Origin of the sequence: Crossiella cryophila (assembly GCF_014204915.1) — a bacterium.
In the GTDB taxonomy this organism is placed as follows: Bacteria; Actinomycetota; Actinomycetes; order Mycobacteriales; family Pseudonocardiaceae; genus Crossiella; species Crossiella cryophila.
This window is the reverse complement of record NZ_JACHMH010000001.1, coordinates 3,049,492-3,075,381: the sequence shown is the minus strand read 5'-3', so window position 1 is coordinate 3,075,381 and position 25,890 is coordinate 3,049,492. Positions and strand designations below refer to the sequence as shown.

The window sequence follows — 25,890 nt, the reverse complement described above, 5'->3', positions numbered from 1 at the left end:
CAATCACTCGACGCTCCAGCGGTCACCGGCGCACCGCGAGTCTTCGGCCACGCCAACAACCACCAGCCACGCCGACGACCATCGGCGACCCAACAAGCACCGCTCTCACCGGACACCCCGGCAACCGCCAGGCCCGCGGCGAGGACCCCGCGACCCGAGTCACAGTCGCGGTCTCCGCACCACCGCCCAGCCGATGCCCGGACATCCCGACCACCAGCGCACCCGGTGCATTCGGAGCGCCCACACCAGTCCGCAACCGGCCAGCCATCGACCGTGCCAGGACATATGCTGCCCAGGTGATGTGGACGATCCTGAGCGCGATCTCGGCAGTGATCACGCTCGTCCTGGTGCTCACCGACAACAGCACCCTTGCCATCGGTGTCGCCCTGCTCGGCCTGTTCGTGGCCATCTACGGCTCGAACCGGGACAAAGCCCGGCGCGAACAGCGATTCCGCGACCAGTTCCACTCCGCGGCCCGAATCCGCGAAACCCACGATCTCGGCCACATCCGCCTGCTCCGCGACGACTCCGAGATCGTCGCGGTCCGGGCGGTGCGCCGTGAATTCCCGGGCATCTCACTCTCGGACGCGGTGGGCCTGGTGCGCAACCTGTAGCCCGCCGCCCTGTGGATAACTCCGCCCCGCCCCGGGCCCTGTGGATAACCGATTAGGCCGAATGTCGGGGTGCGGGGTGAGGATGGGTGCCATGGCCGACCTGCCGATGTTCTCCCCCGCCACCAGGGACTGGTTCCAGGGTGCCTTCGCCGAGCCCACCGCGGCCCAGCTGGGTGCCTGGCTTGCCATTGCCGCGGGTCGGCATGCCCTGGTCGTGGCGCCCACCGGGTCCGGCAAGACCCTCGCCGCCTTCCTGTGGGCGCTGGACCGGCTGGCCACCGAAGCACCTCCCGAGGACGCCCGCGGCCGCTGCCGTGTCCTCTACATCTCCCCGCTGAAGGCGCTGGCCGTGGACGTCGAGCGCAACCTGCGTGGACCGCTCGCGGGCATCCGCCAGGCCAGCCACCGGCTCGACCTGCCCGAACCGGCGATCACCGTCGGCATGCGCACCGGCGATACCCCGGCCGAGGAACGCCGCGCCTTCGGCCGGAAGCCACCGGACGTGCTGGTCACCACGCCCGAATCGCTGTTCCTGCTGCTCACCTCGGCGGCCAGGGACTCCCTGCGCGGGGTGCACACGGTGATCGTGGACGAGGTGCACGCGATGGCGGGCGGCAAACGCGGGGCGCACCTCGCGCTGTCCCTGGAACGCCTGGACGAACTCCTCGCCGCGCCGGCGCAGCGGATCGGGCTGTCCGCGACGGTGCGGCCGATCGAGGAGGTCAGCGCGTTCCTCGCCGGTGGCCGCCCGGTCGAGGTGGTGGCGCCCAGGACACCCAAGACGATCGAGGTCAGGGTGGAGGTGCCGGTCGAGGACATGGCCACCCTCGGCGAGCCGACCGGCGAGGTCAGCGGATCCGCCGCGGGGGCGGAGAAACGCACCTCGATCTGGCCCGCGGTGGAGGAGCGGGTGCTGCGACTGGTCCGCGCGCACCGGTCCACCATCGTCTTCGCCAACTCGCGCCGGCTGGCCGAACGCCTCACCGCCCGCCTCAACGAACTCGCCACCGAGCCCGACGACCGGGTCGACCTCGACCACTTCCCGGCCGAGGCGATCGGCCAGTCCGGGCTGACCACCGGCGCGCACCCGGTGATCGCTCGGGCGCACCACGGCTCCATGTCCCGGGAGCAGCGCACCCTGGTCGAGGAGGAGCTGAAGTCCGGGGTGCTGCCCTGTGTGGTGGCCACCTCCTCGCTGGAGCTGGGCATCGACATGGGCGCGGTCGATCTGGTGGTCCAGGTCGAGGCGCCGCCGTCGGTGGCGGCCGGGCTGCAACGGGTCGGCCGAGCCGGGCACCAGGTCGGCGCGGTGTCCAAGGGCGTGGTGTTCCCCAAGTTCCGCGGTGATCTGGTGGCCTGCGCGGTGGTGGCCGAACGCATGGCCGAGGGTGCCATCGAGGCCGTCCGCTACCCACGCAACCCGCTGGACGTGCTGGCCCAGCACATCGTGGCCATGGTCGCCCTCGAACCCAAGACCGTCACCGAGGTGGCCGCGCTGGTCCGCCGGGCCGCGCCGTTCGCCGCACTGCCCGACTCGGCGCTGAACGCGGTGCTGGACATGCTCGCCGGGCGCTATCCCAGCGAGGACTTCGGCGAACTGCGCGCCCGGATCACCTGGGACCGGATCACCGGCGAACTACGCGGCCGCCCCGGCGCGCAACGGCTCGCGGTCACCTCCGGCGGCACCATCCCCGACCGCGGCCTGTTCACCGTCATGACCCCGGCCAGTGCCGAGGGCGCGGGCTCGCGGGTCGGGGAACTGGACGAGGAGATGGTCTACGAGTCCAGGGTCGGCGACACCTTCCTGCTCGGCACCTCCGCCTGGCGGGTCGAGGACATCACCCACGATCGGGTGATCGTCACCCCGGCGCCCGGCCAGCCCGCGCGGATGCCGTTCTGGAAGGGCGATTCCCCCGGCCGGCCGCTCGAACTCGGCAGGGCGCTGGGCAAGTTCGTCCGTGAAGTGTCCACAGTGGATGAACCGATGGCCAGGGCACGGGTGAGCGCGGCCGGGCTGGACGAGTGGGCGGCGGACAACCTGCTGAGCTACCTCGCCGAACAGCGGGCCGCCACCCGGCACGTGCCCAGCGACCGGACCATCGTGGTCGAGCGGTTCCGGGATGAGCTGGGCGACTGGCGACTGGTGGTGCACTCGCCGTTCGGCGCCAGGGTCAACGGGCCGTGGGCGCTGGCGGTGGCGGCCCGGCTGCGCGAGCGGCGTGGGCTGGAGGCGCAGGTCGCGCACTCCGACGACGGCATCGTGCTGCGGCTGCCGGATGCCTGGGACAGCGACGGCGGCGAGGTGCTACCCACCGCCGAGGACGTGCTGCTCGATCCGGAGGAGGTCGAGCAGGTCGTGGTCGCCGAGCTGGGCTCCTCCGCGTTGTTCGCCGCCCGGTTCCGGGAATGCGCCGCCAGGTCTCTGCTGCTGCCCCGGCGCGATCCGAACCGGCGGGTGCCACTGTGGCAACAGCGCCAGCGGTCCGCCCAGTTGCTGGCGGTGGCCGCGCGCTACGAGCAGTTCCCGGTGGTGCTGGAGGCCATGCGCGAGTGCGTCCAGGACGTCTACGACCTGCCTGGGCTGCGCGCGCTGATGACCGAGGTGCGTGCCCGCAAGGTCAAGGTGGTCGAGGTCGAGACCCCGTCGCCCTCGCCGTTCGCCCGCAGCCTGCTGTTCGGCTACGTCGGCATGTTCCTCTACGAGACCGACGCGCCGCTGGCCGAACGCCGGGCGGCCGCGCTGTCCCTGGACAGCACCCTGCTCGCCGAACTGCTCGGCGCGGAGGCGATCCGCGAACTGCTCGACCCCGAGGTGCTCGCCGAGATCGAACAGCAGCTGCAACGCCTCAGCCCGGATCGCCGGGTGCGGAACCTGGAGGGCACGGCCGACCTGCTGCGTTTCATCGGCGACCTGTCCACCGAGGAGGCCGCCGCCCGCGGTGTGCAGCCGGAGTGGCTGACCGAACTGGCCGCGGCCCGCCGGGCCATCCAGGTGCGCATCGCCGGGGAGCAGCGCTGGCTGGCCATCGAGGACGCCGGCCGGGTCAGGGACGCGCTGGGTGCGGCCCTGCCGGTGGGCGTACCCGAGGTGTTCACCGAACCCGTGCCCGACCCACTCGGTGACCTGCTGTCCCGCTATGCCCGTTCCCGCGGCCCGTTCACCGCGGCCGAGGCGGCCACCCGCTTCGGCCTCGGCGTTGCCGTGGTCACCTCGGTGCTGGAACGCCAGACCGGCCTGGGCCGCCTGGTCAAGGGCGAGCTGCGCCCCTTGCCCGAGGCGCAGGTGCCGGCAGGCGGGCTGGAGTACTGCGACGCCGAGGTATTGCGCCGCCTGCGCCGGGCCAGCCTGGCCCGGCTGCGTGCCGAGGTCGAGCCGGTGGAACCCGCTGCCCTGGGCCGGTTCCTGCCGTCCTGGCACGGTGTCTCCCGGCGGATGCGGTTCGCGCCCACCGAGGACGACGTGCTGGCCGTGGTGGAACAGCTGGCGGGCGCGCCACTGCCCGCCAGCGCGCTGGAGTCGCTGATCCTGCCCGCCCGGCTGCCCGGCTACTCCCCCGCACTGCTCGACCAGCTCACCGCCAGTGGCGAGGTCACCTGGACCGGCAGTGGCGCACTGGCCGGTGGCGACGGCTGGGTAGTGCTGGCGCCGACCGAGGTCGCCGACCTGCTGCTGCCCGATCCCGAGGACGATCCGCCGGCCACCTCACTGCACACCGCTCTTCTGTCTACTTTGGACGGTGGTGCGCTGTTCTTCCGGCAGCTCGCCGACCGGGCCGGGGAAATCCTGCTGTCCCAGGCGGAACCAGCTCCCGACGACCAGGCGGTGCTGGCCGGACTGTGGGAGCTGGTGTGGGCCGGACTGGTCAGCAACGACACGCTGACCCCGTTGCGCGCCTTGGTCTCCGGTCGCGGCGCCACGCACAAGCCCCGGGCGAGTGCGCCCCGCGGCCGTTACGCCCGGTTGCGGGCGGCCCGTCCGGCCATGCCCAGCCGCGGTGGCCCGCCCACCGCGGGCGGGCGGTGGACCCTGGTGCCGCCCAGGGCGATGGACCCGACCCGGCGGGCGCACGCGCGGGCCGAGGCGTTCCTGGAACGACACGGGGTGCTCACCAGGGGCGCGCTGGACACCGAGCGGGTGACCGGCGGGTTCAGTGGGGTGTACCGGGTACTGCGGGCCATGGAGGAGTCCGGGCAGGTGGTCCGCGGGTACGTGGTGGAGGGGCTGGGCGCGGCCCAGTTCGCGGTGCGCGGCGCGGTGGACCAGTTACGCGCCAACTCCCGCGGCGCGGAGCCCTTACCCGAGCAGCCAAGGGCGGTGGTGCTGGCCGCCGCCGACCCGGCCCAGCCCTACGGCGCGGCGCTGGCCTGGCCGGCGGCACTCGGCGACACCAAACACCGGCCCGGTCGCAAGGCGGGCGCGCTCGCGGTGCTGGTGGATGGGGTGCCCGCGCTGTACGTCGAGCGCGGCGGCCGGTCGTTGCTGTCCTTCACCGAGGAGGACGGCGCGTTGCGGGCGGGCGCGTCCGCGCTGGCCCAGGCGGTGCACGACGGCTGGCTCGGGCAGCTCGCGGTGCAGCGCGCCGACGGCGAGGCCGCGCTCACCTCCCACCTGGCCGACGTGCTCCGCGAGGCCGGTTTCCGTGCCACACCGAAGGGACTACGCCTACGAGCCTGAAAAGCTGAAACCCGCCCGTCGATCGGCGGCTGCCTGCCGTCCACCTTCGACTGACAACGTGCCCGGGTGCGACTCACTCGACTTCTCACCCTGCTGACCTGTGCCGGCCTGACCCTGGCCACCGCGGTGCCCGCGGCGGCGCAGCAGACCGCGCCGGAACGGCTGAAGGTCATGTCGGTCAACCTCTGGTACGGCGGCACCAAGGTCAACGACTACCGCGCCAAGCAGGTCCGCTTTCTTCGGGAGCAGGCCGTGGACGTGGTGGCCATGCAAGAGACCTACAGCGTCGCGGCCAAGGAGTTGGCGGCTGAACTCGGCTGGCACCACTACCAGGCGAGCTACAGCCTCGGCCTGATCAGCCGACACCCGATCATCGCGGAGTACGCGCCGGTCAACGCCGCCGGGAAAACCCTCAGCGGCGCCGGGATCCGGATCCGGCTGCCCGGCGGCCGGGAGGCGGTGGTCTGGTCGGCGCACCTGAACTACACGCCGTACGGCCCGTACGACGCGTGCCACTCCGGCATGACCAACGAGCAGATCCTGCGTCGAGAGGAGGAGTCCCAGCGTCCCCAGGAGATCCGCGACATCCTGGCCGAGCTGCGCGAGGAGCTGGCCGAGTCCCGGCACACGCCGGTGATCCTGGCCGGTGACTTCAACTCGCCCTCGCACCTGGACTGGACCCGGGCCACCCGGAAGTCGCACTGCGGCTACGCGCTGGACTGGCCGACCACCCGTGAGGTCGCCAAGGCCGGGCTGACCGATTCCTACCGCACCGCCCACCCCGACCCGGCCCGCGACCCGGGCAACACCTGGTCGCCGGTCTACCCGTGGAACGACCAGGCGGGGAAGGCGGAGCCCCAGGACCGCATCGACTTCATCCACGTCAAGGGCCCGCTGCGGGTGCTGGACTCCCGCACGGTGGTGGTCGGCACCCCGAAGCCGGTGCCCAACCATCGCGACAACGAGTGGACTTCCGATCACGCAGCGGTGGTGAGCACCTTCCGCTTCACCGCCTGACCCGCCAAAATTTCCCCATGGGGATACGCACGACCAACTCGGTCGCCGGGGGGCTGGCGATCTTCGCGGTGGCCGCGGCACTGCTGGCGGTACCGGTGTGGCTGTTCACCGGGCTGTTCGACGGCACCGGCGCACCGGAGAACGCCGAGGCCGACGCCACCCGCCGCGCCACCGCCCTCGGCGACCAGTTAGCCCGGATGCGCCTGTCCGGCGTCGCCGAGCACGCCCGCCTGGCCGTCGAACAGCCAGGCGTGCAGGTCTTACGCACCGAGGGCGTGGACCGGGCCGTGGGTGGCGTCTCCCTGCTGGTCCGGGTCACCGGCGAGGGCTGGCGCAGCAACTGGATGACCGGCGATCGCCGCTCCGGCCCCCCGGAAGCCACCGCCCTCCGCTGCTTCACCCTGGAATTCGGCAAGCCGGGCCGCCCCGAGGGCGGTGCCCACCCGACGGCCTGCCCCGACACCAGCCCGCTGACCTTCCCGGCGCCGACCAGCGCGACCGAGGCCCGGCAGAACGTCCAGCCCACGGGCTGAGCCCCACACCTCACCCAACGCCACCCCAGTCGCCAGCCGCCCGCCCGGGGGCTCGGGGCTCGGGGCTCGGGGCTCGGGGCTCGGGGCTCGGGGCTCGGGGCTCGGGGCTCGGGGCTCGGGGCTCGGGGCGACGAGATACCGGAGCGTCGGGCGGATGCGTGGGTTGAACCGTGCATCCGCGCCGCTCCGGCCACCCCAGGTCACCCGATCAGGCGATCTTCGGCGTCGCCCGCGCACCCACGTACACACACCCCGTCCCATCCGGCAGCCGGCTGAACACCACCGGCATCCAATCCCCACTGAACGTCCCGGTCCCCGGTCCCGCGAACACCGTCACCCCGGCCCCCGCTGCCCCGGACGCCGCTGTCCCCGACACCCCCGCTGACTCCGACACCGCCGTCAACTCCATCTCCAGCGCATCCGAGTACACCGCCATCCCACCCACAAACCGATACACCAGCCGCGCCACCCCACCCTCCGCGGTGACCGTGATCTCCACACCCTCCCGCCGATACGTCCCCGCGAACCGCGCCACATCCACCACCAACGGCTCCGCGGGCGGCCCGAACGGCGCCGGCATCCGCACGTCGGCGATCTCGGCCAGCAGCTCGCGGAACAGGTCGGCGTACAGGATTCTCGCGTCGCCGCCGTTGGTCAGCAGGGCTACCGCGACGCGGGCTCCGGGGATGACGCGCAGGTAGGCGAACTGGCCGGTGGCGGCGCCGTCGTGGCCGTAGCCGGGGGTGCCGTTCCAGTCGTAGAGGGTCCAGCCCAGGCCCCAGGCGTCGGAGCTGACGGTCCACTTGTCGGGGACCTCGACCTCGCGGTGCTGCATGGCGGTGACCGTGTCGGGGGACAGCAGGCGGGTGCCGTCTGGGGTGCGGCCCTCGTTGAGGTGCAGGTGGGCGAAGCGGACCAGGTCGGCGGCACTGCCGCACAGGGCGCCGCCGTAGGGGCCCGCGTTGCGGGTCATCAGGTTCCAGACCGGGACCGGGGTGGGGTCCTCGCCCTGGGGGCCTTCGTGGCCGGTGGCGGTGCGGAAGCGCAGGGCCTGTTCGGGCAGGGTCACCGAGTGGGTCAGGCCCAGGGGTTCCAACAGCATTGTGCGCAGGGCTTCGTCCCAGGTCAGGCCGGTGATGACCTCGATGATCCGGCCGAGCACGTTGTAGCCGCTGCTGCTGTAGGCGAACGCCGCGCCGGGCGGGAAGTCCTGGCCGAGGTCGGCGCAGGCGTCGATGTAGCGGGCCAGGGCGTCGTCGCCGCGGCCGGTGTCCAGGCTGAAGTCGCCGCTGAGGCCGCTGGTGTGGTTGAGCAGCTGGCGGACGGTGACCGTGGCGGTGGCCACCGGGTCGGCGACGGTGAATCCGGGCAGCACGTCGATCACCCGGGCGTCCAGGTCCAGCCTGCCCGCCTCGACCAGTCGCAGGACCAGGGTCGCGGTGTAGACCTTGGCGACCGAGCCGAGCTGGAACAGCGAATCGGTGGTGGCGGTGACGCCGGTGCCGCGGTGCAGGACCCCGCTGGCCAGTTCGTGGATCCGGCCGTCCACCAGCACCGCCAGGGTGGCGCCCGGCACCTGGTGGGCGGCGCGGAGCTGGTCGAGGCGGGTCTGCCAGTGCGTGAGGTCGAAGGTCATCGGATTCTCCCCAGTTTGCGAACGATGTTCCGTTGTTGCGCACACTGTACGCAGACGGCGAACAGAGACGCAACTGCGTACGTTGTGCGCTAACCTTCGGGCATGGCCGCAGAGCAGAAGCCGAACCTGTCGGTGTGGACCCGTCCGCGGCGTACCCGCGAGCAACCGGCGCTGAGCCGGGCGCAGATCGTGGCCGAGGCGGTCCGGCTGCTCGACGCCGACGGCCTGGACACCCTGAGCATGCGCAACCTCGGCGCGCGACTGGGTGCGGGCGCGACCTCACTGTACCGGCACGTGGCCAACAAGGACGAGCTGATCGAACTCGTGGTGGACGAGGTCTACGGCGAGATCGAGATCCCGGACCCGGACGCGGACTGGCGGGCGGGGGCCACGGCCTGCGCGCACAGCATGCGCGCGGTGATCCTGCGGCACCCGTGGCTGGCCTCGGTGCTGGGCCAGGTTGGGCTGTCCTACCTGGGCCCCAACGTGATGCGGCTCAACGACCGGATGCTCGGGGTCTACCTGGCCGCCGGTTTCGACCTGCCCGAGGCGGATCAGGCGCTGAGCGTGGTGGCCGCGTACGTGATCGGCATCAGCACCAGCGAGGCGGCCTGGCTGACCACGCTGGCGCGCAGCGGGCAGGACGAGGCGGAGTGGGCGGATCGGTTGCGGGAGACGGCGGTGCTGGCGATGGCGCCCTATCCGCGGCTGGCCGAGCTGACCGCGCTGTACGCGGGCCAGGACCAGCCACGGGAGGATCGCTTCGACTACGGCCTGCGGCGGGTGCTGGACGGCCTGGCCGCCCGGTTGGGCTAGGCCGGGCGACCAGGCGAGGTCTTGGCTAGCTGGCGAACAGTTCCGGGTAGGCGTTGAGCGCGGGCTGCCCGCCCAGGTGCGCGTACAGCACCGTCGAATCCGGGGCGATCTCCTTGCGGGACACCAGGTCCAGCAGGCCGGCCATGGACTTGCCCTCGTACACCGGGTCGGTGATCATGCCTTCGATCCGGGCCGCCACCCGCATCGCCTCCAGGGTCTGTTCGTCGGGGAGGCCGTAGACGCCGGCGTGGTAGCGCTCGTCCAGGATCAGGGCGTCCGCCGGGATTTCGGTGCCCAGCAAGGACGCTGTGCCCTCGGCGATGCGGCGGACCTGGTCGCGGGTGGCCTCGGGGGTGGCGGAGGCGTCGATGCCGATCACCCGGCGCGATGGGCCGCCGGCCGCGGCGAAGCCGGCGATCATGCCGGCGTGGGTGGAGCCGGTGACCGAGCAGACCACGATGGTGTCGAAGAAGATGCCCAGTTCTCGTTCCTGGTTCACCACTTCCTGGGCCCAGCGGGCGAAACCGAGACCGCCGAGGCGGTGGTCGCTGGCGCCTGCCGGGATGGCGTACGGGGTGCCGCCCGCGGCGCGGACCTCGTCCAACGCCTGTTCCCAGCTGGGGCGCAGGCCGATGTCGAAGCCCGCCTTGGACCGGCGGATGTCCGCGCCCAGCAACCGACTCAGCTGCAGGTTGCCCACCTGGGCGTAGCCGGGGGTGTCGTGCTCGACCCAGTCCTCCTGGACCAGGACCGCGCGCATCCCGGTCACCGCGGCGACCGCGGCCACCTGGCGGGTGTGGTTGGACTGCACGCCGCCGATGGAGACCAGGGTGTCGCAGCCCTGCGCGAGCGCGTCCACCACCAGGTACTCCAGCTTGCGGATCTTGTTGCCGCCGTAGGCCAGGCCGGAGTTGCAGTCCTCGCGCTTGGCCCAGATCCGGGCGCCGCCCAGGTGCTGGGTGAGGCGGGTCAGCTCGTGCACCGGGGACGGGCCGAACAACAGCGGATAGCGGGGGAAATTCGCCAGACTCACGTGCTGCTCCCGTCGTCGTGGGTGTTCAGGGCGGCCCAGTTGGCCTCGACCAGTTCGGCGGCCCGGCCCGCCTCGGCGGCGGCGCAGGCGCGGATGATCTCCTCGTGCATGCGCACCGAGTCGCGCCCGGCGAGCGAGTCGAACCGCAGCAGCACCACCCGTTGCAGCACCGGCAGGTACCGCTCGATGGTGGCGGCCACCGCGACGTTTCCGCAGGTGTTGACCGCGACCGCGTGGAACTCCTCGTCCGAGGCCAGCGCACCCAGTGGATCACCGGCGGCCAGTGCGGCGGCGAAGCGCTCGTTGGCCGCGCGCATCGCGGTCAGCTCGGCCGGGCCGAAGCGCGGCACCGCCAGCCGGGTGGCCACCGCCTGCATGGCCTGCACCACCACCTGCGCGTCCCGCACCGCCACCGGATCCACCGCGGTGACCCGGGTGTAGGAGTGCGGTTTGCTCTCGATCAGGCCCTCGTCGGTCAGCCGCGCCAGCGCCTCGCGCACCGGAGTTCGGGACAGGCCAAGGCGTTCGGCCAGGTCGACGTCGCGGACCGGCGAACCGGGCGGCAGGTCGCCGACCACGATGGCCCGGCGGATGGCGGTCAGCGCGCGGTCCCGCAGCAGCGACCGGTCCACCCGACTAATATATTGCATACCGGGACCGTAGCACGCGGACCGGAAGCGGCCACCACCTCGACTGAAAACTGCGTGACCCGAAAACTTGCGCGCCCCGCATGTTCCTCGCTACGGTTTCCGCATGGACAGCGCGAAGCCGGAACCCGGGCTGCGGGAACGCAAGAAGGCCGCCACCCGGGACGCGCTGAGCTGGGCCGCGATCAAGCTGGCTGTCGAGCGCGGACTGGAGAACGTGCTGGTCGAGGACGTCGCGGCGGAGGCTGGGGTGTCCGCGCGGACGTTCAACAACTACTTCGGCAGCAAGGCCGAGGCGATCGCCTACCGGCATCTGGAGCGGGCCAGGCAGATCGCGGTCCGCTTCCGGGAGTGCCCGGCCGAGCAGCCGTTGTGGGCGGCGCTGACCGAGTCGGTGCTCGGGCATTTCCGGGCGCTGGAACAGAAACCGCCGGACCCGGTGTGGCAGGCCGGGGTGCGGTTGATGACCGAGGACCCCAGCCTCACCGGGGAGTTCCTCAAGGCCAGCGCACTGGCCGATCACGAGTTCGCGGTGGCCATCGCCGAACGCACCGGCACCGACCTCGGGCAGGACCTGTACCCGCGACTGGTGGCCGGCGCGGTCAGTTCGGCGATCGGGGTGGCCACCGAGATCTGGCTGCACTCCGATCCACCGCGGCCGGTGATCCCGCTGATCGCCGACGCGCTGGCCCAGGTCTCCGCCGGACTCCCCGCGCCGTAACGACTTTCCTCCCCCGTGCCCTTGTCCAGCTGGCAAGAGCAATGGAGGACACCGTGGCAGAACAGCACGACGTGATCATCGCGGGCGGCGGACCCAACGGGTTGCTACTGGCCTGTGAACTGGCACTGGCCGGAGTGCGGCCGGTGCTGCTGGAACGACTCGCCGAACCCTCGTTGGAACCCAAGGCCAACGGACTGGTCGGCCGGGTCATCGAGGCACTCGACTACCGAGGGCTGGCCGAGCGGTTCAGCGGTCAGCCCGGCCGGGCGCCGCGCGCGCCGTTCTTCCAGTTCGGCGCGATGTTACTGAATTTGTCCATTGTGGACGATCATCCGTTGCGGGTGATGATGGTGCCACAGGCCAGGATGGAGGCGCTGCTCACCGAACGCGCGCGGGAACTCGGGGTGGAGATCCGGCGCGAGCACGAGGTCACCGACCTGCGTCAGGACGCCGACGGCGTCACGCTGTCCGTGCGTACCCCGCACGGCGAGCAGGAGATCCGCACCCGCTACCTGGTTGGCGCGGACGGCGGGCGCAGCACGATCCGGAAGCGTTGCGGCATCGGGTTTCCCGGCATCACCGACGACAGTTTCACCGGCTGGATGGGCAGTGTGGTCATCGAGGAGCCGGTTGCGGTGCCGGGCACCGGCGAGCTGGAGGTGCCGGGGATCGGCAGGCTGTACCCGGCCAGTTTCCGGCGCACCGAACGCGGATTGTTCGCCTACGGCATGTTCGAGCCCGGCCGGTACCGGGTGTTCATCATGGAATGGCACCGGGACGAGGCGGAGACCGGACTGGCCGGACTGCGCGCCGCGGCGGGCCGGGTGCTCGGCGCGGACATCCCGATGCGCGCGGTGGAGGGGATGGACGAGCCGGACTGCACCACCGCGGGCATCAACTCGCGGCAGGCCGACCGCTACCGCGAGGGCCGGGTGCTGCTGGTCGGCGATTCCGCGCACGTGCACTCCGGCATGGGCGGGCCGGGGCTGAACCTGGGGCTGCAGGACGCGCTGAACCTGGGCTGGAAACTGGCCGCCGTGGTCACCGGCCGCAGTGGCGAGGAACTCCTGGACACCTACGCACGGGAACGGTTCCCGGTCGGCGAGCGGGTGCTCATGCACACCAGGGCGCAGACCGCGCTGGTCTCACCGGGGCCGAATGTGACCGCGGCGCGCGCCCTGTTCGAGGAGCTGCTGACCGAACCGGTGGTGACCCGGCGGATCGCGGAACTCATGGCGGGCGCGGACATCCGCTACGACATGGGTGTCGAGGATCCGCATCCGCTGGTCGGGCGCTGGCTGCCGGATGTGTCCCTGCGCACCGGGCACGGGCCCACCAGGGTGGCCGAGTTGATGCGCGCGGGCAGGCCGCTGTTGCTGACGCTGGCCGACGCGCCGGAACTGGCCGCGGTGGCCGCGGACTGGGTGGACGTGGTGTCCGCGAAGCTCGAACCGGAAGACGTGGAGCCGACCCGGCAGGCAGCGGATGCCGATGCCGAGCCGACCGCACTGGGTGCCTCGGCCGGGGTGCGCTCAGTGGCAGGCACCGGGGCCGGGCTTGGGGAAGTCGAGGTCGTGCTGGTGCGGCCGGACGGCTACGTGGCCTGGGCAGGCAACGCGGACACGCCCGGCGCGGCGGAGGCGCTGCGCCGGGCGCTGGCCACCTGGTTCGGCAAGCCGATGCGATGACCGTCCACAGTGGACCGAGCAATCCCCGTGATCGCTCGGTCCACCGGGTCTAGAACGGCCAGTCGCCGCGTTCGCCGCGTTCCACCAGGGTCAGCAGGTCGAACGAGCGGTCGGACAGGCCGCCGAAGGTGTGCCGATTGGGCTGGCTCACCGGGGTGTGGCCGGTGGCGTAACCGGCCAGGTTCCAGGTGTAGAGCGGAACCCTGGCCGGGACGGCGCTGTTGACGTCGCCCTGGCCGTGCTGTTCGTCGGTCAGCAGCACCACCCGGTCGTGCCCGCGGTAGTGCCGCTCCAGCGCGCCGACCGTGTCCGTGCCCTGACCGAGGAAGTAGCCCTCCTCCTGCCAGCGCCGCACGCCACGCAGCACCGGCTCGTCCGGGCGGACCGCGAACTCCTGGCTCTCGCTGGAGTAGGAGACCACCGTCGGACGCGCCGCCCTGGCCGCCAGGGCCAGGCCGAAGACCACCGCCGCGTCCCACCGCTTCAGCGTGCCGTCGCGGGAGAACGAGTCGGTCATCGAGTAGGAGGTGTCGATCAGCACCAGGGTGCGGCCGGACAGGCGCGGCACCGCGGCCAGCGAGTGGCCCAGCGCCGTGTCCAGCACGCCCGAGCAGCGTTCCCCGGCCGCCCGGTAGGCGGACAGGAAGCGCAGCGGGAGCTGCTTGGACCTGGCCACCTGCGCCGGATCGGCCAGCTTCGCGCCGATCCCGGCCGCGTCCCGGTCGCTGATCCCGGCCTGGTCGAAGTTGCGCAGGTTGCGCAGCAACGCCATGTAGCCCATGGACGGGATCACCGCCGACCAGGCCGCCGGGTCCAGCGGACCCTGCAGCCAGCCGGCCAGCGCCTCCCAGGTCATGCCGGCCTCGCGGAGGTCGGCCACGGCCTGGGCCGGATCGGCGGCCAGCCGGGCTCGCCTGGTCTCGACCGGCAACGCGGTCAGGGCCTGGCGGGCCTGGAGCACCGGCAGTCCGTCCGGCTCACCCGCGCGGCCGTGCCGCTCGTCGATGAGCCGGCGGAACAGCAGGCCCTGGCGTTCGTCCAGCGGCGCCGGGTGGGTCAGCTCCAGCACGTCGGCGAACCGGTAGTCCCGGCCTGCCGAGTCCCACTTGAGCGCGGAACGCTCGTCGTAGAGCCGCCGCGCCGCGTCCGCGATGCCGCGCTTGACCGGCTTCGGGATCGTCCGGCCGTAGCGCGCGGTCCAGTAGCCCAGCAGTTCGCCCGGCTCGTCCGCGCGCCGCAGCACCGAGTCGAGGACCTGCCGGGACTGGCCGGGCAGGCCGTTGTCCAGGCGGGCCTTGGCGAACTCGGCCGCGCCCACCAGGGCGGCGGACCGCAGGTTCGCCGAGCCGCGCAGCCAGGCCAGCAGCCGCGCCGTCCACTCCGGATCGGCCAGGGTGGCGGCGCGAACCAGTGCGGCGTAACGGTTGTCACGGTCCTGGGCCAGCTCGTAGAACGTGGCCTCGCCGACGAGGTTGCTGATGGCCAACAGGAAAAGCTCGGTGCGGGTGTCCCGTTTGTAGGCGAGACCGCCCTCGTACGTGCGCCGACGCAGCCGCGTCAGCAGGTTGAACTTGCTCATGGAACACCCCCCGGGGATTTCCTTGTGGGATAACGGAAAGAGAAAGTTTGGGTGTGCCCGAGATCAGAGCGGCGACGGTACGCGTGCTCTACCAGACTGAGCTACCAGGCCGAAGCCTGGGCGGGAGTTGAACCCGCGACATCGCCAGGATCAGTGGAAGTAACCGTTGCCTGCGCACCGGGCACATGCAGAACATTAGCCGGGATGTTCAGTCACCCCAACCGATTTACCGCAGGCGGTCGGCGTAGACCGCCATCGCGCCCCGGACGAACTCGGCCACGCCCGCGCCGAATCCTTCGTAGTTCGCGGTGAACCGCTCGTCCTGGACGTACATCTCGCCGAGCCCGCGGAACTGCTCCGCGGTGGGTCGCCTGCCCTGCCAGCCCGCGACCACCCAGTCGTAGTGCCGGGCCACGATGGCCTGGACCTCGGCGTCACCGGGGTCCCTGCCGGCCGCGGCGGCCTTGGCCAGCGCGGTGCCGATCGCGACCTGCTCGTCCAGGTGGGCCTGGCGGCCGGCCTCGCCGAGCCCGCGCCACCACTGGTCACCGCGCTGGTAGGTCTCCCTGCCCCAGCGCTGGGTCACCTCCTGCTCGTACTTCGTGTGGTCGAAGCCGTCGAAAACCTCGGCAGCCATCAGTTCTTCACCTTCTTCCGTCTTGCGCAACGTGGTCCGCACCGATTCGATCTGCCGCCCGATCCGCTGTCGCTGTTGCTCCAGCAGTTCGAGGTGGGTGCGCAACGCGGCGGCGGTGTCCCGCTGCCCGTCGAGCACCTCGGTGATCATCGGGAGGCTCAGGCCGAGTTCCCGCAACAGCAGAATGCGTTGCAGGCGCACGAGGGAGTCCTGGTCGTAGTACCGGTAACCATTGCTCCCCACCCGGCTGGGCGGCAGCAGCCCCAGCTCGCCGTAGTGGCGCAGCGTGCGGCTGGTCGTGCCCGCCGAGCGTGCGATGTCCTGGATCGACCACTCCATCGCCGCTCACCTCTCGTTGTTTCCTTCGGTGAGAGCAACGGTAGAAGTTGACGCAGCGTCAAGGTCAACCGCGAAGACGGAAGAAGGTGACCCGGTTCACCCGGCCGTGGTGGCCAGCCGGAGCAGCGCCCAGAGCTGGGCGGTGGCGTCCCTGCTGCCCTCCAGGGTGACCGTGCGGTCCGGGACCCGGCCCCACAGCCACAGGTAGACCGACATGGGCTCGCCGGTGACCAGGCCGTCCGCGCCCGCGGCCTCGGTGGCCGAGACGCGCTCGGCCACCGTGCCCTCGGGTCCGGTGTGCACCAGCCAGGCGTGGCCGCCGGTGCGCAGGCCGACCGTGCCGCGTTGCGGGCCGGTGATGCCCAGCCGCCCGAGCCGGTAGCCCAGCCAGAGCTGCAGGGCCTCGTCCACCCCGTCCACGGCGAACTCCGGCGCGATCTCCAGCAGCGGGCTGCCGGCGGCGGACTGGGCGTCCACCCGGTGCAGCGTGCTCTCGTGCGCCATCCGCCGCCGCCAGAACCCGTAGCTGGAATCGGCGGGCCACCAGGTCGGGCAGGGCGCGTACGGGTCGTGCCCGGCCAGTTCGCCGACCAGGGCGCGCAGTCCGGCGCGCACCTGGTCGGGCAGTGGATCGTCCGGTTCGTCCTCCTCGCTGGTGAGCAGTGGCGGCGCCCCGGTGCGGAGCCAGCTCAGCGCGAGCCGGTAGCCGAGCGCGGCCGCGCGGACCGCCTCGCCGAGGGTGCGCCTCGGCCAGGCGGGCACGGTGCTGGTCAGGTCGGCCTCGGCCGCGCAGACGGCGAGCAGTTCGCCCTCGTTCTCCAGGACGTCGAGCAGCCGGGCCGGGTCGATGAGTGCCTGCCCGCTCACCTGTCTGCCTCGTGCAGGACCCGCTCGGCGAGCACGAGGAAGTCCTCGGTCTGCCGGAGCAGGTCATCGGCGTCGCGCTGGGTGACCAGCCGGGTGATCCCGGCCTGCACCTGCGCCCGGCGATGGGCGCCCGAGGCGTAGAAGGCGGCCCATTCCCGCAGCTCAGGGGCTGCGGCGGCGAGTAACACCCAGACGCTGGTCGGACGGTTCTTGCCGGGGCGGGGACGCGCCCGGATGGCCAGCACCGAGGCGGCGGCGCGCAGGGCGGCCAGGTGCGCCACGGCGTAGCGCTCGGCCGGCTGCGGCTCCCTGCGGGCTGTTTCCAGGCCACGCTGGGCCTGGGCGAGCAGACCGGCCGCGGCCACCGGACCCGTGCGCGGCCGGTAGGGCAGCTCGGGAGAGTTGCGCCGCTGGATCGGGAAGTGGACGGGGACAGACATCACGGCCTCCTCAGAACGTCACCACAAAGGACGACTCCGCCGAGGGGAAGCCGGCGGCGCCGGGCGGCGAGGTGCTTCCCCCACCCCGCCGCCCGGCTTGGTCCGAACACACGATCTCTCGAACATGCGTTCGAACGACTCCACCCTAGCCTGGGGCACCGACAATGCTCAACCCATCTCGACGTGGGGCGGAACACCGCCGGTGCGGCCGGTCATGGTCTGATGGGACGGTGAGCGCAGCAGAGCATCCCGGCATCAGCGAGACCGTCGTCGAGCTGACCGCCGACGACCTCCGCCTGCGCCTGGGTGAGGCCCTGGCGCTGTACGTGGCGGCGATGCGGTACCCGCCGAGCACCGTGCAGCAGCGGGCCCCGATGTGGCTGGCGCACATGGTCCGGGTGGGCTGGCGATGCGTTGGCGCCTTCGACGAGCAGGGCGCGCTGGCCGGGATCGGCTACGGCTACCGGGGCGCGAGCGGGCAGTGGTGGCATGAGCAGGTCCGGCGGGGGTTGACCGCGGTGGCGGCGCCGGATCAGGTGCATCTGTGGATGGGCGATTACTTCGAGCTGACCGAGTTGCATGTGCGGCCGGACGCGCAGGGCAAGGGGTTGGGCGAGCAGTTGTTGCGGGGGTTGATGGGGCGGGCGGATTCGGGGACGGTGTTGTTGTCGACTCCGGAGGGGCCTTCTCGGGCTTGGAAGTTGTATCGGCGGTTGGGGTTTGAGGACGTGTTGCGGCATTACACGTTCACGGGGGATCCTCGGCCTTTTGCTGTTTTGGGGCGGTCTTTGCCGCTTTGAGCGGTGGGGTTTGGGTTTTGGGGTTGGGGGTGAAAACCCCACGACGAGGGTTCTCGTGTGTTCTCCGTACGGCCTGGAGCTTGCTGACCGCGCCCCGAGGAGCGGCCCCCGCAACACAAACCGCCGCCCGGCCAACCCAACGTGACCGGGGCCGCTCCTCGGGGTGTGGTTGGCTTGCGGAAGGCCGTGCGGAGAACACGCGAGCCCTCGGAGCCACGCTGGTTCAGGCCCCGGCAGCCTGCCCAGCCCCGCAACCTGCTCATCCCGGGGTTTGATCTGCCCTCCCCCCTCCGGTGGTCTGCCCGGCCGGCGAGGCCATCTTTTTCGCTCTTGATCTTTGCGTTGTTGGCCTCTGTTGCTGAGGTACCCGAGCGACAGTCAAGATCAAGAGCGTCCTCGCCGGACGGGCAGGAATCAAAGGATGGGGGGGGGAAAATCAAAGACAAGAGCAGAGAAGAAGAGCAGTGCTCGTACGGTTCCCCCATCCCCGTCAGCCTTCCGATACCAAACCACATCCCGGGCACGCAGACCGTTGCGGTTGGGAGGCTAGGGCCAAGCAGGTTGCGGTCTGCGCACCCGGGATGTGGTGTGTCCTCTCCAGGCTGACGGGGATGGGGGAACCGCTCGGGGAGTGTTTGAAAAGCCACCCCGACTGCTCGTTCCTCCGGGCTTCGCCCGGTCGTAGTTGCCTAAGGCGTACAAGAACGGCCAACGTGGCGTACGAGAACGGCCAACACTGGGTACGACAACGGCCAACACGCGCGGAGGGGGTTCAAACCCGAACCCCTCCCGGCGTGTTGGCCGTTCTTGTACCGCGTGTTGGCCGTTCTTGTACGGGGTGTTGGCTGTTGTGGGACGGGGTTAGGCGCCTAGGCGGGTGCGGAGGAGGTCTAGGCCCATGGCGCCCATTTTGAGGGCTCGTTCGTGGAAGTGTTTGAGGTCGAAGTTGGCGCCTTCGCGTTGCTTGGCTTCGTCGCGGGCCTGGAGCCAGAGGCGTTCGCCGAGTTTGTAGCTGGGGGCCTGGCCGGGCCAGCCGAGGTAGCGGTCGATCTCGTCGCGGACGTGGGTGGCGTCGGTGATGGTTCTGGTGAGGAGGAATTCCAGGCCGAGTTCTGGGGTCCAGCGTTCGCCGGGGTGGAAGCCGGAGCCTGCGGGGATGGGGAGTTCCAGGTGCATGCCGATGTCGACGATCACCCTGGCGGCGCGGAAGAGGTGGGCGTCGAGCATGCCCAGCAGGTTGCCGTCGTCGTCGAGGTAGCCGAGTTCGCGCATCAGGCGTTCGGCGTACAGGGCCCAGCCCTCGCCGTGGCCGGAGACCCAGCAGAGCAGGCGCTGGAAGCGGTTGAGGCGTTCGGCCTCGGCGACCGCGGTGGCGATCTGCAGGTGATGGCCGGGGACGCCCTCGTGGTAGACGGTGGAGACCTCGCGCCAGGTGGAGAAGTCCTCCTTGTCGGCGGGGACTGACCACCACATGCGGCCGGGGCGGGAGAAGTCGTCGGTGGGGCCGGTGTAGTAGGCGCCCACGGTGCCGCCGGGCGGGGCGATCCGGCATTCCAGCTTCATCAGCCGGTCCGGGATCTCGAAGTGCACGCCGCGCAACTCGGTCAGGGCCCGGTCGGACAGCTCCTGCATCCAGTGCTGGAAGGCGTCCTGGCCGTGCACCCGGTACCGCGGGTCGGCGTCCAGCGCGGCGGCGGCCTCGGCCAGGGTGGCGCCAGGCCGGATCCGGCCGGCCACCTGCTTCATCTCGGCCTCGATCCGGGAGAACTCCTCCCAGCCCCAGTCATAAGCCTCCTGCAGGTCCAGCTCGGCGCCGGTGAAGAAGCGGGAGGAGAGCTGGTAGACCTCCAGGCCGACCGCGTCCTTCTCCGGGGCGCTGGGGGCCAGTTCCTCGCGCAGGAAGCGGCCGAAGTCGGCGTAGGCGGCCGAGGCGGACTCGGCGTGCGCGCGCAGTTCGCCGGTCAGCGCCGCGGAGACGCCCTGGACCTGGTCGGCGGCGGCGATCATGGTGCTGAAGAAGGACTCCCCGCCGCGGCGGCCCGCCCAGGTCTCGCACTGTTCGGCCACCCGGCGGACCTGGCGCAGCGCGGAGGTGCGGCCGTGCGCGGCGGAGTGGCTCAGCGCGGCGCGCACCTGTTCCAGCGCGACCGGCATGCCGCCGAGCCTGGCCGAGATCACCGCCCAGTCCTGCGCGGTGTCACTGGGCATCAGGTCGAAGGTCTGCCGCAGCTCGTGCACTGGGCTGGCGATGACGTTCAGCTCGCTGACGTCCAGACCGGCCTCGTGCCGTTCCACGGTCAGCCCGACCCGTTCCAGGAACACGTCCTTGGCGGCCTGCTCGTCGGCGTCCGCGGCGGTGGCGGCGCGCAGGTCGCGCAGGGCGGTGCGGGCCAGCTCGGCGCGGGCGCCGTGGCCCTCCGGCGAATAGTCGGTGAGCTTGTCGTCATGACCAGGGACACCGAGGTAGGTGGCGGTGTTCGGGTCGAGCGCGGCGAGGTCTCGCACGTACCGCTCGCTGATCTGATGGACGCCTTCGGTCGCGGACATGCAGCGGACGCTACCGGGCGGGTATGGGTGGACGCTTTCGAGTTCTTGTGCGCCGTCAAGGACAGCTCACCCGAACGGCTGGCAGGATGGCGCGGTGCCCCTGTCCCGCCCGCGACTGGTCGCCCTGCCGCTGCTCGGGCTGCTGTGCGTGCTGTTCCTCTCCGGCTGCGTGCGCGCCTCGCTGACCATGGCGGTCACCGAGGACGACCGGGTCTCCGGGGAACTGGTGCTGCTCACCCTGCCCGCCCGCGACGGCGACCTGGGCCCGCAGCTCAAGGTGCCTGCCGAGCTGGCCAGCCGGGTCCGGGTGCTGCCGCACAGCCGGGAGGGCTACGCCGGCTCGCAGCTGTTCTTCAACGGGCTGACCTTCGAGGAGCTGCGCCAGCTCTCCTCGGCCACCGACCTGATGTCCACCAACTACCGGCTGCAGCTGCGCCGCTCCGGTGGACTGGTCACGTTGTCCGGCTCGGTCGACCTCACCTCGCTGGCCCCGGACCGCACCGACGTCCAGATCCGGATCAACTTCCCGGGCCGGATCGCCAGCACCAACGGCAGGCACGTCGCCGACGGCATCGCCTGGTCCCCCAAGGCCGGGGAGATCACCGAGCTGGCCGCCACCGTCTCCTACGCCGACCAGCGCACCGAGTCCTGGCAGTACTGGGCGCTGGTGGTCGCCGGTGGTTCAGGCGGGGTGGCGTTGCTGGTGTACGTGATGGCCTTCGTCGCGCACCGGCGCTACGTGGCCCGGCTCGAACCCGTGGGCTGAGGGCCGCAGCGTGCGCACCGGCGGGTGCCCGTAGGCCTGGCGGTACTGCGCGGAGAACCGGCCGAGGTGGGTGAATCCCCAGCGCAGCGCCACCTCGGTCACCGACCCGCTGGCCCGGCCCTCGGCGATGGCCAGCAGGTCCTGATGCGCCCGGTCCAGCCGGACCCGGTACAGGTGGGCCAGCGGCGTGGTGTCCAGGTGGGTGCGGAAGGCGCGTTGCAGCGAGCGCACCCCGACCCTGGCCGCCACCGCCATGTCCGCCGGGGTGATCGGCTCGGCCGCGTGCTCCTCGCAGTAGGCCATCGCCCGGCGCAGCACCTGCGGCAGCTCGGTGCGCTCCGGTCCGGCCAGCGCCTGGCTCAGGGTGTGCGGCTGGGTGTCCAGCAGGCCGTGCACCAGCATCTGCTCGAAGTGCGCGGCGGCCAGCGGGGACCGGGCGAACAGGCCGGCCGCGGCGTTGTCGGCGAAGGCGCGCATGGCCACCAGCCAGGACTGGGCCGCGGCCCTGATCTCCGGATCGAACCGGGTCGGCGTGGCAGGCAGGTCGCCGAGCCGGGTGGCCAGTGCCTCGTCGATGGCGGCGCGGGCGAAGCGCAGGATCAGCGTGTTGCTGTCCCCGCTCCAGCGCATCCGCAACCGTTGCCCCGGCCCGATCACACTGCTCTCGGTGCCCACCGCCAGGTTGTCCACCCGCAGCTCCCCGTGTCCGCTCAGCGGCACGTGCACGTTGTAGATGTCGGGCATCTCCCCCGGCCGGACCTCGACATCCGCGCCATAACCCAGCTCGAACACTGACACCGCCCCGACGTGCACCGCCGTGAACCGCCCCGCCAGGGGCTGGTTCTCCACCACCCGGAGCCGATGCGGCGCGAAGTGGTTGCTGACCACCTCGTGCACCTCGTCGACATCCCGGCCCTCGAACAAGATCATGCTGACTCCCCGTGCCGTAACGAGGACGTCCCAGCCGTGGCGCTGGTTGTCCGGAATGCGGCACCCATCCTGTCGCGAAGTGGATTTACCCGCCGGAGCGCCCGGAATACCTTCGCTGCACGACGCGGACCACTGGGGGTGTGCGCGTCGAGACCAGGAGGCGACGAGCATGGCGGCGACACAGATCCGGACGGCGAGGCCGGTCGGGGACCTGCAGGTGGTCCTCGGTGCCCGACCGCCGGGCGTCCGGATCCCACGCCGGGCGCCCGCGCCCGCGACCCGGTCGGCCGACTCCCGCGGCCAGGGTCGCCGCCCCGCGCCCCGGTCGGCGTGACCAGGCGCCAGGCAACGCCACGCCTGGCGCCTGCACGACCGTCCGGGGCCCTGGAAACCCCTTAGGGCCGCCCGCGCGCAAGCCCTAGCCTCGACCCCATGAGTGAACGACGGGTCATCTCCAGCGGGTCGACCTTCGAGGCGCAGATCGGCTATTCACGGGCCGTCGTGGTCGGCGAGCACGTCTACGTCTCCGGCACCACCGGTTTCGACTACGCCACCATGACCATCGCCGAGGACGTCGTGACGCAGGCCGCGCAGTGCCTGCGCAACATCGAGCACGCGCTGGGTGAGGCGGGCTGCACCTTCGACGAGGTGGTCCGGGTCCGCTACCTGCTGCCCGACCGGGCCGACTTCGAGCCGTGCTGGCCGTTGCTGCGCAAGGCTTTCGGCCAGTCCCGGCCGGCCGCCACCATGCTCGTGGGCGGATTGCTGGACCCACGGGCGCGGATCGAGATCGAGGTGGACGCCCGGCTGGGCTGATCAGCGGGCGATGCGGCTCAGCTCGCCTTGGTGTCCGGTTCCGGTGGCATCAACCGGATGAACGGGCCCGCGTCATCGGCCCGTGAACGCCGGTCCGCCCGCTTGCGCCGCCAGCAGGAGCGCACCACCACCACCGCCAGGATCACCGCCACCACGACCCAGACCACCAGCACGATGGTCAACTGCGCCTGGTCTGACAACAGTGGCTGGATGTCCGGCGCGGTCGGCGGTGCGGTCAGGTGGTGGAGCGACAACGGGGCACCACCTTTCGCCGGGTGTGTTGACCATAGCGAAAGTCATGTGGCGCAACGGCATTCACCGTATCCGTTCATCACAAGGAGACCGGATGCGACGAACGGCTGCACCTGAGTGGACCAGTCGGCCCTACGGTCCGTGCGGACCGCAGGGCCGACCATTCACGCTCTGGCGGGTACCAATCCCAGGTTCTCCAGCACCTCACGCGTCGCGGTGGACTTGTTCAGCGTGTAGTAGTGCAGGTTCAGCACACCCTCGGCGAGCAACTGCTGGGACAGCTCGGTCGCGATCCGCACGCCCTCCTCGCGCACCGCGGCCGGGTCCTCGGCGATCGGGTCGATCCGGGACAGCACCTCCGGCGGGATCGGGTCGCCGGACAGCTCGGCCATCCGGCGCACGCCCTTGACCGAGGTGATCGGCATCAGGCCGGGCAGCAGCGGCACCTTGGTCACGTCGATGCCGCGCGCGGCCACCCGGTCGCGCAGCCGCAGGAACTCCTCGACCCGGAACACCGTCTGGGACACCGCGTAACTCGCGCCGGCCTCGAACTTGCGCACCAGGTAGTCCGCGTCGGCCTCCAGGCCGGTGGAACGCGGGTGGCCGTTGGGGAAGCAGGCCACGCTGACGCAGAAGTCGCCGAGCCCGCGCACCAGGCGGACCAGTTCCTCGGCGTGCGTGATGCCCTCCGGGTGCGGGATCCACTCGGCGTGCGGGTCGCCTGGCGGGTCGCCGCGCAGCGCGAGCACGTTGGTGACCCCGGCCGAGGCGTACCAGCCGATGATGTTGCGCAGTTCGGCGACGGAGTGGTTGACCGCGGTCAGGTGCGCCACCGGGGTCAGCGTGGTCTCGGCGGCGATGCGGCCGGTGATCCGGATGGTGCGGTCCCGCTTGGTGCCGCCCGCGCCGTAGGTGACCGAGACGAAGCTGGGTTCCAGGGGTTCCAGATCACGGATCGAGCGCCACAGCTGCCGTTCCGCGTTCTCATCCCCCGGCGGGAAGAACTCCACCGAGAACGAGGGCCGTGCCGAGCACAGCCGATCCACCACCGACGTCATACGCCAAGGTTACTGGCCGGGCACCCGGTGCAGATCGGTTGTTCCAACAAGTGGATGGCACGGCTGGGCGAGCCACCCGATCGGCCCGATACCAGGTGCGCGAAATGGGAGTTTCACCACCCGGGCATGCGCCGCGGCTGAGGAACACGCAGGATTAAAGGGTGCCCCCACCGCAGCTCATGCTTCATCCGGTCGATGTCGACCTGACCACGCACGTGCACAACGCGCTCCAGGAGTTCCTGGAACAGCGGCGGGCCGAGATCGACGCGATCGACGAGACGGTGGCCGCGGCCATGGACTCGCTGACCCGGTTCATCCTCGACGGCGGCAAGCGGATCCGGCCGACCTTCGCCTGGTGGGGCTGGCGGGCCGGTGGCGGCAGGCCGGAGTCACCGGACGCGCCCGAGGTGTTGCGCGCGGTGAGTTCGCTGGAGCTGATCCAGGCCTGCGCGCTGGTGCACGACGACCTGATGGACTCCTCGGACCGGCGGCGCGGGCAGCCGACCCTGCACGTGCGCTTCGCCATGCAGCACCACGCGGCGGGCTGGGCTGGCACCCCGGACGCCTTCGGGCTCTCCGCCGCGATCCTGCTCGGCGACCTGGCGCTGGCCTGGGCCGACGACCTGCTCTACGACGCGGCGCTGGACCAGTCCGCGCTGGCCAGGGCCCGTCCGGTGTGGCGGGCCATGCGCACCGAGGTGCTGGTCGGGCAGTACCTGGACGTGCTCGCCCAGGCCCGCGCGGCCAACGAGCCGGAGACCGCGATGCGGATCAACCGGTACAAGACCGCGGCCTACACGGTGGAGCGGCCGCTGCACCTGGGCGCGGCGCTGGCGGGTGCACAGCCGGAGCTGATCGCCGCGCTGCGCGTCTTCGGCACCGACCTGGGCATCGGCTTCCAGCTGCGGGACGACCTGCTCGGCGTCTTCGGCGACCCCAAGGTCACCGGCAAGCCGGCCGGCGACGACCTGCGCGAGGGCAAGCGCACCCTGCTGGTCACCCTCGGCCTGCAGCGGGCCGAGGAGCGCGGCGACCGGGCCGCGCTGACCGCCCTGCAGGAGGCGATCGGCAACCCGGCGCTGGACGAGGCCGGGGTGGACCGCACCCGGGGGCTGCTGCACGAACTGGGCGCGGTGGACGCGGTGGAACAGCGGATCACCGGGCACACCGAGGCCGCGCTGGCCGCACTGGCCACCGCCCCGGTGGCCGAGGAACTGGCCCGCGACAAGCTCGCCGAACTCGCGATCGAGGCCACCCGGCGCGATCACTGAACCATTGCCGTTACGCGGCTGACACGGCACGGAAACAGGATCGCCGGAATTCCCTCTTCCGACTGACCCCTGAATGGATCGGCGGGACGGGGATTGATGACCTGCGTCTCCTCGGCGCCGATCCCGTGCCGGGCAGCGAAGCCGTTGTGGGACCATGGAGGTCGCGATGACCTCCATTCCTTCGCTTCCTCGTTCGAGCGCCGGTGGT

Annotated in this window: 22 protein-coding genes; 11 read left to right on the top strand and 11 right to left on the bottom strand. The window is 71.5% G+C overall.

Annotated features, from left to right (window positions below; genetic code table 11):
- The first annotated feature begins 296 nt into the window (after positions 1-296).
- The 4 genes from HNR67_RS14370 to HNR67_RS14355 all read left to right on the top strand — a co-directional run bounded on the left by HNR67_RS14370 (position 297) and on the right by HNR67_RS14355 (position 6,839).
- A complete protein-coding gene (locus HNR67_RS14370) occupies positions 297-614 on the top strand; it encodes a hypothetical protein (protein WP_185002518.1) in 318 nt (105 codons plus the stop codon).
- 91 nt (positions 615-705) lie between these two features.
- The gene (locus HNR67_RS14365; RefSeq protein ID WP_185002517.1) at positions 706-5,289 is read left to right on the top strand and encodes an ATP-dependent helicase; all 4,584 of its coding nucleotides are present in this window, start codon (positions 706-708) and stop codon (positions 5,287-5,289) included.
- A 66-nt stretch (positions 5,290-5,355) separates the two neighbouring features.
- Positions 5,356-6,306: an endonuclease/exonuclease/phosphatase family protein gene (locus HNR67_RS14360; protein ID WP_221489892.1), complete on the top strand. Its 951-nt coding sequence runs from the start codon at positions 5,356-5,358 to the stop codon at positions 6,304-6,306.
- A gap of 17 nt (positions 6,307-6,323) precedes the next feature.
- Complete coding sequence (locus HNR67_RS14355) at positions 6,324-6,839, top strand: hypothetical protein (protein WP_185002516.1); 516 nt, start codon at positions 6,324-6,326, stop codon at positions 6,837-6,839.
- Positions 6,840-7,047: 208 nt separating this feature from the next.
- Here HNR67_RS14355 and HNR67_RS14350 read toward each other — a convergent pair whose 3' ends face one another.
- A complete protein-coding gene (locus tag HNR67_RS14350; RefSeq protein ID WP_185002515.1) occupies positions 7,048-8,475 on the bottom strand; it encodes a serine hydrolase domain-containing protein in 1,428 nt (475 codons plus the stop codon).
- Between the two features lie 102 nt (positions 8,476-8,577).
- Between HNR67_RS14350 and HNR67_RS14345 the strand changes: the two genes are divergently transcribed.
- Positions 8,578-9,291 carry a TetR/AcrR family transcriptional regulator gene (locus HNR67_RS14345; protein ID WP_185002514.1) on the top strand — a complete coding sequence of 238 codons (714 nt, stop codon included), beginning with the start codon at positions 8,578-8,580 and terminating at the stop codon, positions 9,289-9,291.
- A gap of 25 nt (positions 9,292-9,316) precedes the next feature.
- On the opposite strand, the gene HNR67_RS14340 is transcribed toward HNR67_RS14345, so the two are convergent.
- The gene (locus HNR67_RS14340) at positions 9,317-10,324 is read right to left on the bottom strand and encodes a 1-aminocyclopropane-1-carboxylate deaminase (protein WP_185002513.1); all 1,008 of its coding nucleotides are present in this window, start codon (positions 10,322-10,324) and stop codon (positions 9,317-9,319) included.
- Positions 10,321-10,956 (bottom strand): GntR family transcriptional regulator, encoded by a 636-nt coding sequence (locus HNR67_RS14335; protein WP_312987246.1) that lies wholly within the window; start codon positions 10,954-10,956, stop codon positions 10,321-10,323. Before HNR67_RS14335 ends, HNR67_RS14340 begins: the two co-directional genes overlap by 4 nt.
- A 121-nt stretch (positions 10,957-11,077) precedes the next feature.
- Between HNR67_RS14335 and HNR67_RS14330 the strand changes: the two genes are divergently transcribed.
- Together HNR67_RS14330 and HNR67_RS14325 are read left to right on the top strand one after the other, a co-directional pair.
- Positions 11,078-11,692, top strand: a complete 615-nt coding sequence (locus HNR67_RS14330; RefSeq protein ID WP_185002511.1) for a TetR/AcrR family transcriptional regulator — start codon at positions 11,078-11,080, stop codon at positions 11,690-11,692.
- A 53-nt stretch (positions 11,693-11,745) separates the two neighbouring features.
- The gene (locus HNR67_RS14325; RefSeq protein ID WP_312987244.1) at positions 11,746-13,380 is read left to right on the top strand and encodes an FAD-dependent monooxygenase; all 1,635 of its coding nucleotides are present in this window, start codon (positions 11,746-11,748) and stop codon (positions 13,378-13,380) included.
- 49 nt (positions 13,381-13,429) lie between these two features.
- Here the strand turns inward: HNR67_RS14325 and HNR67_RS14320 are convergent, their stop codons facing one another.
- The 4 genes from HNR67_RS14320 to HNR67_RS14305 all read right to left on the bottom strand — a co-directional run bounded on the left by HNR67_RS14320 (position 13,430) and on the right by HNR67_RS14305 (position 17,242).
- Positions 13,430-14,959, bottom strand: coding sequence for a TROVE domain-containing protein (locus HNR67_RS14320; RefSeq protein WP_185002509.1), 1,530 nt, complete (start codon positions 14,957-14,959; stop codon positions 13,430-13,432).
- A gap of 226 nt (positions 14,960-15,185) precedes the next feature.
- Complete coding sequence (locus HNR67_RS14315) at positions 15,186-15,935, bottom strand: MerR family transcriptional regulator (RefSeq protein WP_185002508.1); 750 nt, start codon at positions 15,933-15,935, stop codon at positions 15,186-15,188.
- Positions 15,936-16,031: 96 nt separating this feature from the next.
- Positions 16,032-16,802, bottom strand: coding sequence for a maleylpyruvate isomerase N-terminal domain-containing protein (locus HNR67_RS14310; protein WP_185002507.1), 771 nt, complete (start codon positions 16,800-16,802; stop codon positions 16,032-16,034).
- Positions 16,799-17,242 (bottom strand): SAV_6107 family HEPN domain-containing protein, encoded by a 444-nt coding sequence (locus tag HNR67_RS14305; RefSeq protein WP_185002506.1) that lies wholly within the window; start codon positions 17,240-17,242, stop codon positions 16,799-16,801. The genes HNR67_RS14310 and HNR67_RS14305 overlap by 4 nt, the downstream gene beginning before the upstream one ends.
- A gap of 230 nt (positions 17,243-17,472) precedes the next feature.
- Between HNR67_RS14305 and HNR67_RS14300 the strand changes: the two genes are divergently transcribed.
- Positions 17,473-18,042, top strand: a complete 570-nt coding sequence (locus tag HNR67_RS14300) for a GNAT family N-acetyltransferase (RefSeq protein ID WP_312987240.1) — start codon at positions 17,473-17,475, stop codon at positions 18,040-18,042.
- Between the two features lie 861 nt (positions 18,043-18,903).
- On the opposite strand, the gene HNR67_RS14295 is transcribed toward HNR67_RS14300, so the two are convergent.
- Positions 18,904-20,589, bottom strand: coding sequence for a DUF885 domain-containing protein (locus HNR67_RS14295; protein WP_185002504.1), 1,686 nt, complete (start codon positions 20,587-20,589; stop codon positions 18,904-18,906).
- Between the two features lie 94 nt (positions 20,590-20,683).
- On the opposite strand from HNR67_RS14295, the gene HNR67_RS14290 reads away from it, so the two are divergent.
- The gene (locus HNR67_RS14290) at positions 20,684-21,355 is read left to right on the top strand and encodes a DUF3153 domain-containing protein (RefSeq protein ID WP_312987238.1); all 672 of its coding nucleotides are present in this window, start codon (positions 20,684-20,686) and stop codon (positions 21,353-21,355) included.
- Here HNR67_RS14290 and HNR67_RS14285 read toward each other — a convergent pair.
- A complete protein-coding gene (locus HNR67_RS14285) occupies positions 21,272-22,285 on the bottom strand; it encodes an AraC family transcriptional regulator (RefSeq protein WP_185002502.1) in 1,014 nt (337 codons plus the stop codon). The genes HNR67_RS14290 and HNR67_RS14285 overlap by 84 nt on opposite strands.
- A gap of 432 nt (positions 22,286-22,717) precedes the next feature.
- Between HNR67_RS14285 and HNR67_RS14280 the strand changes: the two genes are divergently transcribed.
- Entirely contained in the window at positions 22,718-23,101 is a 384-nt protein-coding gene (locus HNR67_RS14280) for a RidA family protein (protein ID WP_185002501.1), read from the top strand.
- 17 nt (positions 23,102-23,118) lie between these two features.
- On the opposite strand, the gene HNR67_RS14275 is transcribed toward HNR67_RS14280, so the two are convergent.
- A complete protein-coding gene (locus tag HNR67_RS14275) occupies positions 23,119-23,355 on the bottom strand; it encodes a hypothetical protein (protein WP_185002500.1) in 237 nt (78 codons plus the stop codon).
- Positions 23,356-23,517: 162 nt separating this feature from the next.
- Complete coding sequence (locus HNR67_RS14270; protein WP_185002499.1) at positions 23,518-24,411, bottom strand: methylenetetrahydrofolate reductase; 894 nt, start codon at positions 24,409-24,411, stop codon at positions 23,518-23,520.
- A 179-nt stretch (positions 24,412-24,590) separates the two neighbouring features.
- Here HNR67_RS14270 and HNR67_RS14265 point away from each other — a divergent pair, with 179 nt between their 5' ends.
- A complete protein-coding gene (locus HNR67_RS14265; RefSeq protein ID WP_185010632.1) occupies positions 24,591-25,682 on the top strand; it encodes a polyprenyl synthetase family protein in 1,092 nt (363 codons plus the stop codon).
- Positions 25,683-25,890 lie beyond the last annotated feature (208 nt).